16 protein-coding genes and 1 pseudogene are annotated in these 17,133 nt (G+C 72.1%); 10 read left to right on the top strand and 7 right to left on the bottom strand.

Annotated elements, in window-relative coordinates; translation table 11 throughout:
- Positions 1-4: 4 nt before the first annotated feature.
- On the bottom strand, positions 5-1,342 hold the full coding sequence (gene argG / locus NGK70_RS20915; RefSeq protein ID WP_251970401.1) for an argininosuccinate synthase: 1,338 nt from the start codon (positions 1,340-1,342) through the stop codon (positions 5-7).
- 94 nt (positions 1,343-1,436) lie between these two features.
- On the opposite strand from argG, the gene NGK70_RS20910 reads away from it, so the two are divergent.
- The 3 genes from NGK70_RS20910 (at position 1,437) to NGK70_RS20900 (ending at position 3,152) form a co-directional block, all read left to right on the top strand.
- Complete coding sequence (locus tag NGK70_RS20910) at positions 1,437-1,694, top strand: DUF3079 domain-containing protein (RefSeq protein ID WP_251970400.1); 258 nt, start codon at positions 1,437-1,439, stop codon at positions 1,692-1,694.
- Positions 1,695-1,791: 97 nt separating this feature from the next.
- Positions 1,792-2,466, top strand: coding sequence for a nicotinamide riboside transporter PnuC (pnuC, locus tag NGK70_RS20905; protein WP_251970399.1), 675 nt, complete (start codon positions 1,792-1,794; stop codon positions 2,464-2,466).
- A complete protein-coding gene (locus NGK70_RS20900) occupies positions 2,463-3,152 on the top strand; it encodes an AAA family ATPase (RefSeq protein WP_251970398.1) in 690 nt (229 codons plus the stop codon). The genes pnuC and NGK70_RS20900 overlap by 4 nt, the downstream gene beginning before the upstream one ends.
- Before the next feature lie 17 nt (positions 3,153-3,169).
- On the opposite strand, the gene NGK70_RS20895 is transcribed toward NGK70_RS20900, so the two are convergent.
- Complete coding sequence (locus NGK70_RS20895; RefSeq protein ID WP_251970397.1) at positions 3,170-3,964, bottom strand: ferritin-like domain-containing protein; 795 nt, start codon at positions 3,962-3,964, stop codon at positions 3,170-3,172.
- A 100-nt stretch (positions 3,965-4,064) separates the two neighbouring features.
- On the opposite strand from NGK70_RS20895, the gene NGK70_RS20890 reads away from it, so the two are divergent.
- From NGK70_RS20890 to NGK70_RS20880, 3 genes are read left to right on the top strand one after another with little or no spacing between them, the layout of a single operon-like run.
- Positions 4,065-4,589, top strand: a complete 525-nt coding sequence (locus tag NGK70_RS20890; protein ID WP_251970396.1) for a gamma carbonic anhydrase family protein — start codon at positions 4,065-4,067, stop codon at positions 4,587-4,589.
- Between the two features lies 1 nt (position 4,590).
- The gene (gene hslO, locus NGK70_RS20885) at positions 4,591-5,637 is read left to right on the top strand and encodes an Hsp33 family molecular chaperone HslO (RefSeq protein WP_256490698.1); all 1,047 of its coding nucleotides are present in this window, start codon (positions 4,591-4,593) and stop codon (positions 5,635-5,637) included.
- Positions 5,638-5,685: 48 nt separating this feature from the next.
- Complete coding sequence (locus NGK70_RS20880) at positions 5,686-6,261, top strand: Uma2 family endonuclease (RefSeq protein WP_251970395.1); 576 nt, start codon at positions 5,686-5,688, stop codon at positions 6,259-6,261.
- 29 nt (positions 6,262-6,290) lie between these two features.
- Here NGK70_RS20880 and NGK70_RS20875 read toward each other — a convergent pair whose 3' ends face one another.
- The 3 genes from NGK70_RS20875 to NGK70_RS20865 form a co-directional block, all read right to left on the bottom strand.
- Positions 6,291-7,256 carry an alpha/beta hydrolase gene (locus tag NGK70_RS20875; protein WP_251970394.1) on the bottom strand — a complete coding sequence of 322 codons (966 nt, stop codon included), beginning with the start codon at positions 7,254-7,256 and terminating at the stop codon, positions 6,291-6,293.
- A 120-nt stretch (positions 7,257-7,376) separates the two neighbouring features.
- On the bottom strand, positions 7,377-8,300 hold the full coding sequence (gene xerD, locus NGK70_RS20870) for a site-specific tyrosine recombinase XerD (RefSeq protein WP_251973851.1): 924 nt from the start codon (positions 8,298-8,300) through the stop codon (positions 7,377-7,379).
- Positions 8,301-8,344: 44 nt separating this feature from the next.
- Positions 8,345-9,334 (bottom strand): tripartite tricarboxylate transporter substrate binding protein BugE, encoded by a 990-nt coding sequence (locus NGK70_RS20865; protein WP_251970393.1) that lies wholly within the window; start codon positions 9,332-9,334, stop codon positions 8,345-8,347.
- 102 nt (positions 9,335-9,436) lie between these two features.
- On the opposite strand from NGK70_RS20865, the gene NGK70_RS20860 reads away from it, so the two are divergent.
- The gene (locus tag NGK70_RS20860) at positions 9,437-10,339 is read left to right on the top strand and encodes an AEC family transporter (protein ID WP_251973850.1); all 903 of its coding nucleotides are present in this window, start codon (positions 9,437-9,439) and stop codon (positions 10,337-10,339) included.
- Here the strand turns inward: NGK70_RS20860 and queG are convergent.
- Positions 10,323-11,489 carry a tRNA epoxyqueuosine(34) reductase QueG gene (gene queG / locus NGK70_RS20855; RefSeq protein WP_428985541.1) on the bottom strand — a complete coding sequence of 389 codons (1,167 nt, stop codon included), beginning with the start codon at positions 11,487-11,489 and terminating at the stop codon, positions 10,323-10,325. The genes NGK70_RS20860 and queG overlap by 17 nt on opposite strands.
- 3 nt (positions 11,490-11,492) lie before the next feature.
- On the opposite strand from queG, the gene tsaE reads away from it, so the two are divergent.
- The 3 genes from tsaE to NGK70_RS20840 are packed head-to-tail and all read left to right on the top strand — an operon-like array spanning position 11,493 to position 15,328.
- Positions 11,493-12,029: a tRNA (adenosine(37)-N6)-threonylcarbamoyltransferase complex ATPase subunit type 1 TsaE gene (tsaE, locus tag NGK70_RS20850; protein ID WP_251970392.1), complete on the top strand. Its 537-nt coding sequence runs from the start codon at positions 11,493-11,495 to the stop codon at positions 12,027-12,029.
- Complete coding sequence (locus NGK70_RS20845; protein WP_251970391.1) at positions 12,026-13,720, top strand: N-acetylmuramoyl-L-alanine amidase; 1,695 nt, start codon at positions 12,026-12,028, stop codon at positions 13,718-13,720. The genes tsaE and NGK70_RS20845 overlap by 4 nt, the downstream gene beginning before the upstream one ends.
- A gap of 39 nt (positions 13,721-13,759) precedes the next feature.
- Positions 13,760-15,328, top strand: a complete 1,569-nt coding sequence (locus tag NGK70_RS20840; RefSeq protein WP_251970390.1) for a hypothetical protein — start codon at positions 13,760-13,762, stop codon at positions 15,326-15,328.
- Between the two features lie 572 nt (positions 15,329-15,900).
- Here the strand turns inward: NGK70_RS20840 and NGK70_RS20835 are convergent.
- Positions 15,901-16,932: pseudogene (locus tag NGK70_RS20835) on the bottom strand (inositol monophosphatase family protein); the annotation flags it as partial.
- Between the last annotated feature and the right edge of the window lie 201 nt (positions 16,933-17,133).

Below are 17,133 nucleotides of genomic sequence, written 5' to 3'. Positions count from 1 at the left end.
GCGCTTACTCGCCCACGCCCAGCAGCGGGATGCCGCTGTCGCCGGAGACGCCCAGCAGGCCGGCCTTGCTGTAGATGCCCAGCTTCTCGCGCGTGTCGGCGATGTCCAGGTTGCGCATGGTCAGCTGGCCGATGCGGTCCAGCGGGGTGAACGCCGCGTCCTCGACCTTTTCCATCGACAGCCGCTCGGGCTTGTAGGTCAGGTTGGGGCTCTCGGTGTTCATGATCGAGTAGTCGTTGCCGCGGCGCAGCTCCAGCGTCACCTCGCCGGTGACGGCGCGGGCCACCCAGCGCTGGGCGGTCTCGCGCAGCATCATGGCCTGGGAGTCGAACCAGCGGCCGTGGTACAGCAGCTTGCCCAGCACGCGGCCGTTGGCGCGGTACTGGCCGAGGGTGTCCTCGTTGTGGATGCCGGTGACCAGGCGCTCGTAGGCGATGTGCAGCAGCGCCATCGCCGGGGCCTCGTAGATGCCGCGGCTCTTGGCCTCGATGATGCGGTTCTCGATCTGGTCGCACATGCCCAGGCCGTGGCGCCCGCCAATGCGGTTGGCCTCCTCGAACAGTGCCAGCAGGGTCGGGAAGGTCTGGCCGTTCAGCGCCACGGGCACGCCTTCCTCGAAGCGCACGCTCACCGTCTCGCGCTTGACGTCCACATCGTCGCGCCAGAAGGCCACGCCCATGATGGGCTTGACGATGCTGATGCCGGCGTTCAGGAACTCCAGGTCCTTGGCCTCGTGGGTGGCGCCCAGCAGGTTGCTGTCGGTCGAGTAGGCCTTCTCGACGCTCATCTTGTAGTCGAAGCCGTTGGCGATGAGGTACTCGCTCATCTCCTTGCGACCGCCCAGTTCGTCGATGAAGGTCTGGTCCAGCCAGGGCTTGTAGATCTTCAGCTGCGGGTTGACGAGCAGGCCGTAGCGGTAGAAACGCTCGATGTCGTTGCCCTTGTAGGTCGAGCCGTCGCCCCAGATGTTGACGCCGTCGTCCTTCATCGCCGCCACGAGCATCGTGCCGGTCACCGCGCGGCCCAGCGGCGTGGTGTTGAAGTAGGTGGCCCCGGCGGTGGTGATGTGGAAGGCGCCGGCCTGGATGGCGGCGATGCCCTCGGCCACCAGCGCGGCGCGGCAGTCGATCAGGCGGGCGATGTCCGCACCGTAGGCCAGCGCCTTGCGGGGGATGTCGTCGTAATCGCTCTCGTCGGGCTGGCCCAGGTTGGCGGTGTAGGCGCAGGGCGTGGCGCCCTTGGCGCGCATCCAGTGCACCGCGGCGCTGGTGTCCAGGCCACCGGAAAACGCGATGCCGACGCGCTGGCCGACGGGCAGATGCTGAAGGATGTTGGCGCTCAAGGGGTGTTCTCCGGAAAACCCGGCATTTTAGGCGAGCGGGCCCACCGCGGCGGTGACAATCCGGGCCATCGTCCCAGCCGGCGCGCGATTCACCATGGCCAAGAAGTTCCCCGTCAACCCCAGCCACCCGGAGCGGCTGTGCTGGGGCTGTGACCAGTACTGCGCCGCCGAGGACATGCGCTGCGGCAACGGCTCGGACCGCACCCAGCACCCGGTGGAGCTGTTCGGCGAGGACTGGGCTGAATGGGACCTCGGGCCGCCGGAGACGATGCAAGCCGCGGCAGCCGATGACCCTGCAGCGTCGAATCCGCCCGCCTGCCCGGTGGACGTGGCCGCCGGGCAGCGCCCCTGAGCGGTTGTCGTCGACCGCTGCGGGTCACCGGCACCTTCACTACACTGCGGCGCGTTCCGGGTGGCCTTCCGTCGCCCGACGCCTGCCGTTCCTCACCGTGTCCGATCCGACTGCCGTCTCGCACCCCGTCGCTCAGGCCCTGGCCCTGGCGCTCACTCCCGCCTTCACCGCCGGGGGCAGTCCCTTCACCTGGCTGGAGCTGGTCGCCTGCGTGATCTCGCTGACCATGGTGCTGGCCAACCTGCGTGTCTGGGCGGTGGCCTGGCCGCTGGCGATCGTGGCCTCGCTGCTGTACTTCCTGCTGTTCTGGGACGCGAAGCTCTATGGCGACGGCGCGCTGCAGATCGTCTTCGTCGTCGTCGCGTTCTGGGGCTGGTGGCAGTGGCTGCGTGGGCGGGGCGATGCCGGAACTGCGCTGCAGGTGCGCGAGCTGGGGGCGGCTGCGCGCTGGCGGGTCCTGCTCGTGGGTTTGGCGCTGTGGCCGCTGGTGGGGCTGTTCCTCTGGCGCTTCACGGACACCGACGTCCCTTGGTGGGACGCCTTCCCGACCGCCTTCAGCCTGGTCGGGCAGTGGCTGCTGGGGCGCAAGTACGTCGAGAACTGGCCCGTGTGGCTGGCGGTGAACGTGGTGGGCACGGCCCTGTTCGCCTACAAGGGCCTGTGGCTGACAGTGGGGCTGTACACGCTCTTTGGCCTGCTGTCGGTGGCCGGCTGGCGCGCCTGGCGGCGAGAGGCGGCCGCTGCGGTGGCGTCGTCCGGTCCGGCGGCATGACCGCCCGCGTGCTGGCCCTGCTGGGCGCGGAGAGCACCGGCAAATCGACCCTCGCCGGGCAGATAACCGCGGCGCTGGCGGAGCGCGGCCAGCGCGTCGCGCGGGTGGACGAGTACCTGCGCGAGTTCTGTGACCGCGCCGGCCGCACGCCGACCCAGGCCGAGCAGGCCGGCATCGCCGCCGAGCAGGCGCGCCGCATCGCCGCCGCCGCCCGGGCCGCGCCGGGCGGGCTGGCGCCGCATTGGGTGGTGGCCGACACCACGCCGCTGCTCACCGCGGTGTACAGCGAGATGGTCTTCGGCGACCGTTCACTCTATGCGGAGGCCGCAGCCGTGCACGCCCGCCAGGTCGACCTGACGCTACTGACCGCGCTGGACCTGCCCTGGCTGGCCGACGGCCTGCAGCGCGACGGCCCGCAGGTGCGCGTGCCGGTGGATGCGCTGCTGCGCGGCGCGTTGCAGGCCGGTGGCATCGGCTTCTCGGTGGTGGCGGGCCAGGGCGCGGCCCGGCTCGACGCCGCGCTGGCGGCCTGGGAGGCCGCGCAGCGCCCCGCGCCCGCGGCATCCGGCGGGGCCGGGCGCTGGAGGCACTGGTGCGCACGCTGCGGCGATCCGGACTGCGAGCGCCACCTCTTCGCCGCGCTGTCGACGGCAGACGCGGGCGCGCCCACGCCATCGCCCGGCTGAGGCTGAGGCCCCCCGGCTCAGGCCTCCAGCCCGCCCAGCCAGGCCATCTCCTCGGCGGTGAAGCCGGCCCGGCGACGCGCCTCGTGGTTGAAGGGCGGCCTCAGCTTCGGCGCGGCGTAGCGCGCGGCCAGCTGCGGGTAGGTGGCCAGCGGCGCCAGGCCGTCGCGCTCGCAGGCCCAGCGGTACCAGTGGTTGCCGATGGCCACGTGCCCCACCTCGTCGCGCAGGATCACGTCGAGGATGGCCACCGCGCGCGCATCGCCGGCCTTTTGCAGCTTGGCCTGGATGCCGGGTGTGACGTCCAGCCCGCGTGCCTCCAGCGTGCGCGGCACCAGCGCCATGCGGGCAAGGAAATCCCCGCGCGTCTTCACCGCCATGGCCCAGAGGCCGTCGTGCGCGTCGAAGTCGCCGTAGGCATGGCCCAGAGTGGCCAGGTGCTCGGCCACCAGCGCGTGGTGCGTGGCCTCCTCGTCGGCCACGCGCAGCCAGTCCAGGTAGAAATCCGCCGGCAGGCCGGCAAAACGCCAGACGGCGTCGAGCGCCAGGTTGATGGCATTGAACTCGATGTGGGCGATCGCGTGCAGCAGCGCGGCCCGCCCGGCGGGCGTGAAGGGCGAGCGCTGCGGCACCGTGCCCGGCGCCACCAGGCGGGGCAGGGCGGGGCGCCCGGGCACCCCCGGCGGCTCGGCCAGCAGGGCGGAGGGGTCCAGCGGGATCTGCTCCCGTTCGGCCCAGAGCCTATGCACCGCGGCGCACTTGGCGGATGGGTCGCTGATGCACAAAGCCTGCAGGGCCGCCGATCTGAGTTCCATCCCTACAATTCTGCCCCTCAGTGTTCGCCTCGCCTGCAGGGAGCCGCCGCGCCGGTCGCCGGAATCTGCACCAACTTGAGGCACGTCAGGAGTCGCCGTCATGGCCATCTACCAACTCGGCGACGACGTCCCCGAGATCCATCCCGAGGCCTTCGTGGCCGACAACGCCACCGTGATCGGCAAGGTGCAGCTGGCCGAGCGCGCCAGCGTCTGGTTCGGCACCGTCGTGCGGGGCGATACCGATCACATCCGCATCGGCCGCGGCAGCAACGTCCAGGACAACTCGGTGCTGCACACCGACGCGGGCATCGAGCTGGTGATCGGCGAGGACGTCACCGTGGGCCACCAGTGCGTGCTGCACGGCTGCACGATCGGCGACGGCTCGCTGATCGGCATCGGCGCGATCGTGCTCAACAACGCGAAGATCGGTCGCTATTGCCTGGTCGGTGCCGGCTCGCTGGTGACCGAGGGCAAGGAGTTCCCGGACTATTCGATGATCGTCGGCAGCCCAGCCAAGGTGCTCAAGACGCTCACGCCCGAGCAGGCCGAGCGCATGGCGCGTGGCTCGACGATCTATGCCGAACGTGGCGCGACCTACGCGCGCGACTTGAAGAAGGTGGGTTGAGATGGGCAGCGCCAATCCCAGTGCCAATGCCAATGGCAACGCCAACGAGGGCGATGAGTCGCTGGCCGATGGCGGCGAGCTGCACAAGTTCATCTTCGAGGGCCTGCCGGTGCGCGGCATGCTGGTGCGCCTGACCGGTGCCTGGACGCAGATCCTGCAGCGCCGCGAGGCGGCCGGCGGCTACCCGGAGCCGGTGCGCCGCCTGCTGGGCGAGATGAGCGCGGCGGCGGTGCTGATGCAGTCGAACATCAAGTTCAACGGTGCGCTGATCCTGCAGATGCAGGGCGACGGGCCGGTGAAGCTGGCCGTGGCCGAGGTGCAGCCCGACCTGAGCCTGCGCGCCACCGCCAAGGTGGTCGGCGAGGTGGCGGACGATGCCCGCATCGAGGCGCTGCTGAACGTGCATGGCCAGGGCCGCTGCGCGATCACGCTCGACCCCACGGACCGCCAGCCCGGCCAGCAGCCCTACCAGGGCGTGGTGCCGCTCAATGGGGAGGGCCATGAGCCGCTGCAGGACCTCGGCCGGGTGCTGGAGCACTACATGCTGCAGTCCGAGCAGCTCGACACCACGCTGGTGCTGGCTGCCAACGACCAGGTGGCGGCCGGCCTGCTGATCCAGCGCCTGCCGATGCAGGGCGAGTCCAACCTGGCCGGGCGCTCGCTGGCGCTCGACGAGGACGAGATCGGCCGCAACGAGGCCTACCTGCGCATCGCGATGCTGGCGGCCACGCTCAAGCGCGAGGAGCTGCTCAGCCTGGGGGCCGATGTCATCCTGCACCGCCTGTTCTGGGAGGAGGACCTGCGCCGCTTCCCGGCCCAGACCGGCATCACCGGCCCGCGCTTTGCCTGCACCTGCTCGCCCGAGCGGGTGGGGCGCATGCTGGTCGGCCTGGGCCGCGAGGAGGTCGATGGCATCGTCGCCGAACGCGGCGAGGTGGAGGTGGGCTGCGACTTCTGCGGCGCCCAGTACCGCTTCGACGCGGTGGACGTGGGCAAGCTGTTCGTGCCGCCGGCCGACCAGGGGCCGGGGTCGGGCACGGTGCAGTGAGCCGCGCTGCGTCTGGACGGCGCAGGCCCGGCGCCGCAGAATGACCGCATGGGCGCCATCGACACTCCGCTGCAGCTCGCTCGCCACCGGGTCACGGTGGACGAGTACTACCGCATGGCCGAGGCAGGCATCTTCTCGCCCGATGAGCGGGTGGAGCTCATCGAGGGGGAGGTGATCGACATGGCGCCACAGAAGAGCCGGCATGCGTCGGTGCTGACGGAGTTGCTGAACCGTCTGGCGCAGGCGGTCGGTCCAGCGGCTCGGGTGGCCTGCCAGGTGCCGCTGAATCTGTCCGATCGCAGCGAGCCCGAGCCGGATCTGATGCTGCTGCGGCCGCGCGAAGACCGCTATCGTGGCTCCCATCCCACGCCGGCCGACGTGCTGCTGCTGGTCGAGGTGGCTGACAGCAGCCTGCGCTACGACCGTGAGGTCAAGGTGCCGCTGTACGCGCGGCATGGCGTGGCGGAGGTCTGGCTGGTCGACCTGGAGTCGAACCGCCTGCGCTTCTTCCGCCAGCTGCAGGCGGCCGAATACGCCGAGATCAGCTCCACCGACACGCCGGGCCCGACGCCACTGCCGGGCCTGCCCGGGCTGCAGGTGGACCTCGGCGGTCTGCTCGGTTGAGCGGGCCCGGGCTCTTCAGCCCAAGTTGATCAGCCCAGCAGGGCGCGGCGCACGGCCCGCGCGCAGAGGTCCACCGCGGTGTTGGCCTCGTCGAGCAGGCGGCCCATCGTGATGAAGCCGTGGATCTGGCGCTCGAAGCAGACGAACTGCACCGCGTTGCCGGCGGCGCTGAGCAGGTCGGCGTACTCGCGGCCCTCGTCGCGCAGCGGGTCAAAGCCGGCGGTGAGCACGAAGGCCGGCGGCAGGTCCTGCAGGTCCTCGCGCAGCACCGGCGAGGCGCGCCAGTCGCTGTCCTGCGCGCGGTCCGGCACGTAGTGGCTGCGGAAGTACTCGATCGATTCGCGGGTCAGCAGGTAGCCCTGGCCGTTGCTGGTGTGCGAGGGCGCGACGGCACGCATGTCGGTGGCCGGGTAGATGAGCAACTGCAGGCGCAGCGGCAGGGGGACGCCACCGCGGGCGGCGTCGCGCAGCGTCAGCGCCACCACCGCGGCCAGGTTGCCGCCCGCGCTGTCGCCGCCCACGCCGATGCGCCGGGCGTCCAGCCCCAGGCTGGCGGCGTGCTGGTGCACCCAGCGGGTGGCGGCCACGGCGTCGTCCACGGCCGCCGGGAAGGCGTGCTCGGGCGCGAGCCGGTAGTCCACCGAGACGACGGCGCAGCCACTGCCGTTGGCCAACTGGCGGCACAGCGTGTCGTGGGTGTCGAGGTCGCCGATGGTCCAGCCGCCGCCATGGAAGTAGACCAGCACCGGCAGCTCGCCGGGCTGCTGGGCGGCCTGCAGCGGGCGGTACAGGCGTGCGGGGATCGGGCTGGCCGGCCCGGTCGGGCCCGGGATCAGCAGCTCGCGCAGCTCACCCACCGCGGGTGGATCGGGCTGGGAGAAGAAGCGGCGCTCGCGGTAGAACTTGCGGGCCTCGGCTGGCGTCAGCGTGTGCGTGGGCGGCACGCCGCGGGCTTCCATCAGGTCGAGCAGGGCACGGGCTTGGGGGTCGAGCATGGGCACCTCGGGCGGTGGGGAGTGCGTGACATTGTGCCGAGTCACCCCCATCCTGGTAATCCTCCTCGGTGCTCGCCCCTGCCCCGAATCGGGGGAGGGGAAACCGGGAGCGGCGCCAAATCAACCGCGCGGGTGGTGCCTGGCGTGCAGCAGCTTGAGCCGTTCGCGTGCCACGTGGGTGTAGATCTGGGTGGTGGAGATGTCGGCGTGGCCGAGCAGCAGCTGCACCACGCGCAGGTCGGCGCCGTGGTTGAGCAGGTGGGTCGCAAAGGCATGCCGCAGCGTGTGCGGCGACAGCGGCACGGTAATGGCCGCACTCCGGGCGTGCTGCTTGACGAGGTGCCAGGCCATCTGCCGCGTCATGGCGGCCCCGCGCACGGTGACGAAGAGCTCGTCGCAGACCCGCCCGGCCAGCAGCACGGGGCGGCCCTCGGCGAGGTAGCGTTCGATCCAGTCGCGCGCCACGTCGCCGAAGGGCAGCAGGCGCTCCTTGCTGCCCTTGCCGGTGACGCGCAGCACGCCATCGTTCAGGCTCAGGTGCAGCAGCTTGAGCGTGGTCAGCTCGCTCACGCGCAGGCCGGCGGCGTACATCAGTTCGAACATCGTGCGGTCGCGCAGGCCCAGCGGGGTGGATACGTCCGGTGCGGCCAGCAGCGCCTCGACCTGCGCTTCGCTCAGGCTGTGCGGCAGGCGCAGCGGGGTGCGTGCCGGGCTCAGGCGCAGGGTGGGGTCGGCGCTGCAGAGGTGCTCGCGCAGCGCCCAGCGGTAGAAGCGCTTGAAGACGGTGAGCCGGCGGTTGGCGCTGGTCGCCCGGGTGGCGGCGTGGCGCGCGGCGATGTAGCCCAGCAGGTGGTGCTCGCGCAGCTCATTGAGCCGCGGTGCAGCCTCACCCGGCAGGCCCGGGTCGGCCTGTGGTAGCCAGGCGGCCAGGCCGGTGAGGTCACGCCGGTAGGCGGCCAGGCTGTTGGGCGCCAAGCCGTCCTCCAGCCACAGGGCATCGAGGAAGCGGTCGATCAGCGCCTGGTCGGCCGCCCGGGCCACCAGCGCCTGCGCTCGCCCGCGCCGCTGGGTCGGCTGGGGGACGTCGCTCAATCCAGCTTGAGCTTCTGCTGCTCGACAACCTTCTTGTAGACCTCGAACTCGGCCCGGATCTGGGCGGCGAACTGCTCGGGCGTGTTGGCGACGATCACCGAGCCGGTGTCCTCAATGCGCTTCTTCACCGCCGGGTCTTCCAGGGTCTTCTTCACCGCCGCGCCGATCTTGTCGACCACGTCTTTCGGCAGGCCCTTGGGTCCGACGATGCCGTAGTAAGCCATGCGGTTGACGGGCTCCAGGCCGATCTCCTTGAAGGTCGGCACGTTGGGCAGCACGCTCAGCCGGGCGGGCGCGGCCACCACGATGGGCACCAGCCGGCCGTCCTTGATGAAGGGCAGGGCGGAGGGCAGGTTGTCGAAGATGATCGGCACCTGGCCGGCCACGGTGTCGTTGAGCGCCGGGCCCGCGCCACGGTAGGGGATGTGGGTGATGAAGGTGCCCGACAGGTTCTTGTACAGCTCCATCTGCAGGTGGCCGATGCCGCCGGTGCCGGAGCTGGAGAAGCTGTACTTGCCCGGGTTCTTCTTCACCTCGGCCAGGAAGCCCTTGTAGTCCTTGGCCGGGAAGCTCGGGTGCACCGCGATCACGTTGGGCGTCGCGGCGATGTTGATGATCGGCGTGAAGTCGGTCAGCGGGTTGTACGGCGTCTTGGGGTTGATCGCCGGGTTGGCTGCGGTGGTGGACACGGTGGCCATGCCCAGCACATGGCCGTCGGGCGGCGCCTTGGTGAGCTCGGCCGCGCCGACGATGCCGCCGCCGCCCGCCTTGTTCTCCACGACCAGGGTCTGCCCCAGCGCCGGGCCGATCTTCTCGGCCACGGTGCGCGCGACGATGTCGGTGGTGCCTCCAGGCGCGAAGGGCACGATCAGGCGCACCGGCTTGTTCGGGTAGCCCTGCGCCAGGGCGCTGCCTGGCAGGGCAGTCATTGCCGCGCCGAGCGCGGCCAGCGTGCTGGCGGCGGTCAACAGATCACGTCTTTGCATGGTTCGGTCTCCTGGATTGGGGCGGGGGTATGGCGCGCATCCTAGCCTGCGCACTCGGTGAGCGGGAGCGGGGGACCTCGGGTAGGCTCGCGGCCGATGTTGCTGACCCACGCCCTGCTGCTGCTGCCGGACTTCCTGCTGATCGTCTGCGGCTTCCTCGTCTGCCGTTTCACCGCGCTGGACCGCACGGTCTGGAACGCCACCGAGCGGCTGGTCTACTGGCTGCTGTTCCCGGTGCTGCTGTTCACCGCCATCGTGCGCACGCCGCTGGACCTGGGCGCGTCCCTCGGGCTGAGTCTGGCCGGCTGGGCGGTGGTGGGTGGCGGCTTCGTGCTGACGGTCGCGCTGCGTCACTGGCCCGGCGTGGATGCCCGGCTGCTGTCCAGCGGGGCGCAGGTGGCCTTCCGCTTCAACTCCTACGTGGCGCTGGCGCTCGCCGAGCGCATTGGCGGCTCGGCCGGGGTGGCCTGGATCGCGCTGCTGGTGGCGCTGTGCGTGCCGCTGTGCAACCTGGGCGCGGTGTGGTCACTGGCGCGCCACGGCGGGCAGAACACGCTGCGCGAGCTGGCGCACAACCCGCTGATCATCGCCACCGTGGCCGGCCTGCTGGCCAACCTGGCCGGGCTGCGCCTGCCGGCGACGGTGGACATGGTGCTGGGCCGCATCGGCGCGGCGGCGCTGCCGCTGGGCCTGATGGCGGTGGGCGCCGGGCTGGAGCTGGGCGGGCTGCAGAAGGCCCCGCGTCTGGCCGCGGCGCTGCTGTCGATCCGCCACGCGCTGCTGCCGGCGCTGGCGCTGGGGCTGGGTGCGCTGCTGGCGCTGCCCACCGGGCAGGCGCAGATCCTGCTGGCCTTCGCGGCGCTGCCCACGGCGTCGAGCTGCTACGTGCTGGCCGCGCGCATGGGCGGCGACGGGCCCTACGTGGCCGGGCTGGTCACCGCCTCGACCCTGCTGGGCATGCTCAGCGTGCCGGTGGCGCTGGCGGTGTTCAGCGCGCTGCACTAACGGGCGCGGCGGCGTCGCGCTGCGCCAGCGCCCAGGCGATGTGCTCGGCCAGCAGCGCCTGCGCGCCGGGCAGGCGCTGCTGCAGGGCGGTGGCGATGGCCGCATCGCCCGTCTCCCGCCAGGCGTTGCCCAGGGCCACGGCGAGGTTGCGCAGCCAGCGCGCATGGCCGATGCGGCGGATCGGCCCGCCCTCGGTGTGGCGCAGGAAGGCGGCCTCGTCCCAGGCCCAGAGTTCGAGCAGCGTGGCGTGGCCGAGCGGCGCACGCACGTCGAAGTCCGGCAACGCGCTGCGGCGGGCGAACTTGTTCCAGGGGCACACCAGCTGGCAGTCGTCGCAGCCGTAGATGCGGTTGCCCAGCGCGGCGCGCAGATCGAGGGGGATCGGCCCGTCGTGCTCGATGGTCAGGTAGCTGATGCAGCGCCGCGCGTCGAGCCGGTAGGGCGCCACGATCGCGCCGGTGGGGCAGGCGTCGATGCAGCGTGTGCAGGTGCCACAGTGGCCGCCCTGACTCGGTGCGGCCGCATCGTCGGTGGGCGGCAGCGGCAGGTCGATGTAGATCTCGCCGAGGAAGCTCATCGAGCCGCCCGTGCGGTCCAGCAGCAGGGTGTGCTTGCCGCGCCAGCCCAGCGTGCTGCGCGAGGCCAGCTCCACCTCCAGCACCGGGGCGGAGTCGCAGAACACGCGGTGTCCGTGCGGGCCGATCTCCGCCTGCAGTTGCTCGGCCAGGCGCTGCAGCCGCTGGCGCAGCACCTTGTGGTAGTCCCGGCCGCGGGCGTAGACCGACACCACCGCCGCGTGCGGATCGGCACTGCGCGCCAGTTCCTGCGCGCGCCAGTCCGGCGGCGGGCCCGCATCCCTGTGACGCGGCAGGTAGTCCATGCGTGCGGTGATCACCCGCACCGTGCCGGGTAGCAGCTCGGCCGGGCGGGCGCGCTTGAGCCCGTGGGCGGCCATGTAGGCCATGCTGCCGTGGAAGCCCGCCTCCAGCCAGCGCAGCAAGCCCGGCTCGGCATCGGCCAGGTTCACGTCGGCGATACCGATCTGGGAGAATCCCAGTGCTTCGGCCCATGTCCGCAACCGAGCCAGCAGGGCCTCCCCCCCCGCCGCGTCGAGCGGGGTGGTCTGTTCCTGCGAGCGGAGATCTGTCATCCGGTGATTCTAGAAACCCGCCTCCTGCATTGGCCCGACGAAGCGGCCTGCATCGCCTGCGCCCAGGCCCTGGCTGCCTGCCCGGCCGTGCGGCGCGCCTGCATCGAACTGGAAGGCACGCTGGGTGCCGGCAAGACCACCTTCGTGCGCCACCTGCTGCGCGCCCTGGGCGTGACCGGGCGCATCAAGAGCCCCAGCTACGCCATCGTCGAGCCCTACGAGCTGCCGCTGCCGCCCGGGCAGGAGGCGGATCCGGCGCCGCTGCCCCTGCTGCACTTCGACTTCTACCGATTCAGCGATCCGCAGGAGTGGGAGGACGCGGGCTTTCGCGAGCTCTTCGCCGCGCCGGGGCTCAAGCTGGTCGAGTGGCCCCGCCAGGCCGGCGGCCTGCTGCCCGAGCCCGACCTGCACTTGCTGATCGACCCGGCGGCCGACGAGAGCCGCCAGGTCACCCTGGCCGCCCGCAGCGAGCCGGGCCGCGTGCTGCTGCAGGCCGCCGCTGCGGCCCTGCCCGCGGATGACACCAGGACGCCGACATGAGCCGACGCCCCCTTCTCCCGACCTCGGACGTGCCCGCCGAGGCGCCTCGCCGCCGCTGGCTGCGCGAGGCCGGCGGCCTGACGCTGTTGCTGGCCGGTGCGGACCTGGCCCGCGGCGCCACCCTGGTGGCTGTGCGCGTGTGGCCGGCGGCCGACTACACCCGTGTGACGCTGGAGTCCGACGTCGCGCTGCAGGTCCGGCACTTCGCCGTGGCCGACCCGCCGCGGCTGGTGATCGACATCGACGGGCTGGAGCTGAATGCCGCGCTGCGCGAGCTGGTCGCCAAGGTGGGCAGCAACGACCCCAACATCGCCAGCGTGCGACTGGGTCAGGGACAGGGCCAAGGTCAAGGACAGGCCCAGGGGCAGGGCACCGGCACCGGCCAGTCGGCGACACCGCGCGTGCGCATGGTGCTGGACCTGAAGCGGCCGAGCACGCCGCAGGTCTTCGCGCTGGCGCCGATCGCGCCCTACCGGCACCGGCTGGTGTTCGACCTGCGCCCGGCGGTGGCGCCGGACCCGCTGATCGCCCTGGTCAAGGAGCGCGAGGTGGCGATCCAGGCTGCCGGCCCGGCCGCACAGCAGTGGCCCCGCTCCAGCCAGGAGGCCGCGCGCCAGGCGGCGGCGGACCTGAATGACGCGCTGGGCGACTTCATCGGCCAGCTCGACACCAGCGACGGCGAACCCGGCGAGGCCAACCGGCCGCGCCACCGCCGTGAGCTGAGCGGTGGGGGCGGTGGCGAGCATTCGGAGGCATCCCAGCGGCCGGCCACGTCAGCGGAGGCGCCAGCGGCATCGTCGCCGCCCGCCGCTCCGGGTGCGCTGCCATCATCGCCGCCGGTTGCCGCGCCCGCATCGTCGCGGCCGTCGGAGGCGCCTCCGGCGTCTGCGCCGGTGGCTCCGCCCCGCCCGCAACCCGCGGCGCAGGCCGAGGGTGAGCCGACCCGTGGGTCGAGCACGGCGCGCGCCAGTGTCAATCGGCTGCTGATCGTCGCGATCGACCCTGGTCACGGCGGTGAGGACCCCGGCGCCATCGGCCCCACCGGCCTGCGCGAGAAGGACGTGGTGCTGAAGGTCGGCCTGAAGCTGGCGGAGAAGATCAACGCCCGCCCCGGCATGCGCGCGGTGCTGACCCGCGACGCGGACTTCTTCGTGCCCCTGCAGGAGCGCGTGGCCAAGGCGCGGCGGGTGCAGGCGGACCTGTTCATGTCGATCCACGCGGATGCCTTCATCACCCCCGCGGCCCGTGGCGCCTCGGTGTTCGCGCTGTCGCCCTCCGGGGCCAGCAGCGCCGCGGCGCGCTGGATGGCCAAGCGCGAGAATGCCTCGGACGCCATCGGTGGCATCAACATCAAGGCGGCGGTGCGCGATGCGCAGATCCTGCGCACGCTGCTGGACATGAGCACCACCGCTCAGATCAAGGACAGCCTGCGTGTGGGCCGCGAGGTGCTGGGCCACATCGGGCGCGTCGGCAAGCTGCACAAGGCGCAGGTCGAGCAAGCCGGTTTCGCGGTGCTGAAGGCGCCGGACATCCCGTCCATCCTGGTCGAGACGGCCTTCATCTCCAACCCGGAAGAAGAAGACCGCCTGCGCAGCGAGCGCTACCAGGCGCAGCTGGTGCAGGCGCTGTATGCCGGCATCGTGCGCTACTTCGCGCGCAACCCACCGCTGGCGCGCAATCGCCTGGCCTGAGCCCCACCTGAACCACCCACCACACCTGGGAGATCCGCTTTGCCCCCCGCTGCCCGTGTTCTCCGCCGCAGCGCCGCGCTGCTCTCCTTGGGTCTGACGCTGGCGCTGCCCGCCACGGCCCAGTCGATCCAGCTGAAGCTCTCGGGCGAACTGCCCAGCGTGACGCCCTGCCCGGAGGGCCTGCCCGCGGACGCCGAGTGCCGGCGCGGGCGCGACCACCTCGGCGCCTGGATCTGGATGGCCCGTCCGACCGGGTGGAACGGCAAGCTCGTCGTGCATGCCCATGGTGGGCCGGAACTGGGCGACCCCTCGGCCGAGCGCACCGCCCGCGACCTGCAACGCTGGAGCGTCTGGCTGCGTGCCGGCTGGGGCTGGGTGGGATCGAGCTTCCGCCAGGGCGGGGTCGAGCTGCGCGCCGCGGCCGACGACACCGAGCGCGCCCGCCAGGCCTTTGTCGGCGAATACGGCGAGCCGGCCTTCACCCTGCTGCACGGGCAGAGCTGGGGCGCAGGCGTCGCCGCCTCGGTGGCCGAGCGCTTCACCACGCCGGACTTCCACCCCCGCCGCGCGATGAGTGGCCGCCCGCCCTACAGCGCCGTGCTGCTGAGTAGTGGCGTGCTCGGCGGCGGCACGCGCGCCTACGACGTGCGACTGGACCTGCGCGTGGTCTACCAGGCGCTGTGCAACAACCACCCCCGCCCGGATGAACCCGGCTACCCGCTGTGGATGGGCTACCCGCTGATCGCCGGCAAGGTGCAGCCGATGACGCGCGCCCAGCTGGCCGAGCGCGTGGACGAGTGCACCGGCCTGAGCCGCCCGGCGGCGCAGCGCAGTCCGGCGCAGCAGCGCGCGCTGGAGACGATCACCCGCATCACGACGATCCCCGAATCCGCCCTGCTCGGCCACCTGGCCTGGGCGACCTGGCACTTCCACGACATCGTCTGGCGCAAGCTCAAGGGCGCCAACCCTTTCGGCAACGAGGGCGTGGTCTACCGCGGCAGCGGCGATGCCCGCATCGACCAGGCGCTCAATGCCCGCGTCGACCGCTACCGGGCCGATCCGGCCGCGCTGGAGGCGCTGGCGGCGGACACCAACCCCGGCGGGCGCATCCACCGCCCGGTGCTGACCGTGCATGCGGTGCGCGACACCGTGGCCTTCGTGGAGCTGGAATCGCAATGGCGCCAGACGATGGAGGAGGCCGGCACCGCCGCCAACCTGCTGCAGGTCTACTCCGACCACGGCGAGCACAGCTACCTCAGCGACGCCACCTACCTGGCCGCCGCTGCGGCGCTGGAGGGCTGGGTCAAGAGCAACACCCGGCCCAGCGCTGCCGACGTGGCTGTAGCCTGCCGCGCGCTGGACACGCCGTGGCAGCCACGCACGGGCTGCCGCTTCCTGCCCGACTACCAGCCCAAGCGGCTGGATGAGCGCGTGCCGCCACGCCGGCGCGGCCAGTTGGCGGACCTGCCCGCGCCGGCTGCTGCACCCAGGCCCGCGGTGCCGTCGGCCGCGCCGAACGCCGACCCGCAGGAGCCGCGCCTGCCACCGGCGCCGCAGCCGATCTCGCCGCTCACCCAGCCGCCCGCGGCGTTGACGCCTGGGCGTTAGACGGATCTAGATGGTCAGCGCGGGCCGCCGCGGCCACCGCCGCTGCTGCCACCACCACCGCCGCTGCGCTTGGCGGGCGGCTTGCCTCCGCCAAAACCGCCGCGTGGGCCGCTGCCACCACCGCCGCCCGCGGAGGGGCGCTTGGCCGCGAAGCCGCCGCTGCTCTTGCCAGCCGGGCCGCGCGGGCCATCGCTGCGGAAACCATCGCCCCGCGGCGGGCGATCGCCTCGGTCACCCCGATCACCGCGGTCTGCGCCCCGCTCCGGGCGCGGGCCGCGGTCGCCAAAGCCACCGGCTCCCGCGGGGCCGCGTGCCGGCCGAGCCGGGCGGTCATCGCGGGGGCGCTCGTCGCGCGGCGCGCGTGCGGCGGCGGCCGGTTCGGCCTCCTCGGCGGGCGGCAGGTCCGCCTTGCGGATGCGCACCGTCTTGCGCACCACCACCACGGGAGCGGGCGCTTCCTCGGGGGGCGGCGTCGGATCGAAGGCCGCTGCCAGCGCCTGGGCCGGGCTGAGCGGGATCTCGCGGGCCGCCCAGGGCGCCGGGTCACCTTCATCGCTGGCGGCCGCCGCAGCGGGGGCTGGGGCGGGGCTCGCCACGGGGGCGGCCACCGCTTCGGCATCGGCACGGCGGATGCGCACGGCCTTCTTGGCCGCCGGGGCCGGGGCTGTGGCTGTGGCTGCTGCGTCGTCGGCCAGGGCGCCGGCCAGCGCCGCCACGGCATCGGCCGGGGCACCTGCGGCCTGGGCACCCGCAGCCTTGGCGCCGGCAGCGCCGGCTTCCAGCTCGTCCGGGTCGATCACGCGGCTGTATGGCGACAGCATCTGCACCAGCTGGGCGTAGATCTTCGGGTTGCCGGCCAGCACCTCGCGCTGGTGCAGGAAGTCGGCCTCGCCGGTGAAGTTGCCCACCAGGCCGCCCGCCTCGGTGACGATCAGCGAGCCGGCGGCGACGTCCCAGGGGGCCAGGCCGGTCTCGAAGAAGCCGTCGTACCAGCCGGCCGCCACGTAGCACAGGTCCAGCGCGGCGGAGCCCGGGCGGCGCAGGCCGGCGCAGGCCTGCATGACCTCCTCGAACATCTTCATGTAGCGCTTGAAGTTGTCGCCCTTGCGGAACGGGAAGCCCGTGCCGATGAGGGCCTCCAGCATGCGGGTGCGCTTGGACACGCGCAGGCGGCGGTCGTTCAGGAAGGCGCCCTTGCCCTTGGTGGCGTAGAACAGGTCGTTGTGTGCCGGGTCGTACACCACCGCCTGCTCGACCCGGCCCTTGTGGGCCAGCGCGATGGACACCGCGTACTGCGGCAGCCCGTGGATGAAGTTGGTGGTGCCGTCCAGCGGATCGATGATCCAGACGTAGTCGCTGTGCTGCGCGCCATGCTCGCGGCCCGACTCCTCGGCCAGGATGCCGTGGCCCGGGTAGGCCTGGAGAAGCGTCTCGATGATGATCTGCTCGGCGGCCTGGTCGACCTCGGTGACAAAGTCGTTGCTGCCCTTGCTGGTGACCGTGAGCCGGTCCACGTCCATGCTGGCCCGGCTGATGATGGACCCCGCTGCACGAGCCGCCTTGACGGCAATGTTGAGCATGGGATGCAGGTTGGTTTGCGACATGACGAAGGCTCGGTCGGCGTGGGGTGGGTGCAGGCCGACTCGACGGAGGAGCGCGGTGGCCTGGGGCAGCTGGCAGGAAGAAAGAGCGGCAGGAGATGCGACTTCGGGCACGAATTGGTCACGTCAGCCCGGGCAAACCCCTAAGATCCGGCGATTCTAGCCTGCGACCCGGGCGCCGTGCAGTGGGAGCGAGCGCGTTTT

This window comes from Sphaerotilus microaerophilus (genome assembly GCF_023734135.1).
Lineage (GTDB): Bacteria > Pseudomonadota > Gammaproteobacteria > Burkholderiales > Burkholderiaceae_C > Sphaerotilus > Sphaerotilus microaerophilus.
This window is presented reverse-complemented; position numbering and strand designations above follow the sequence as displayed.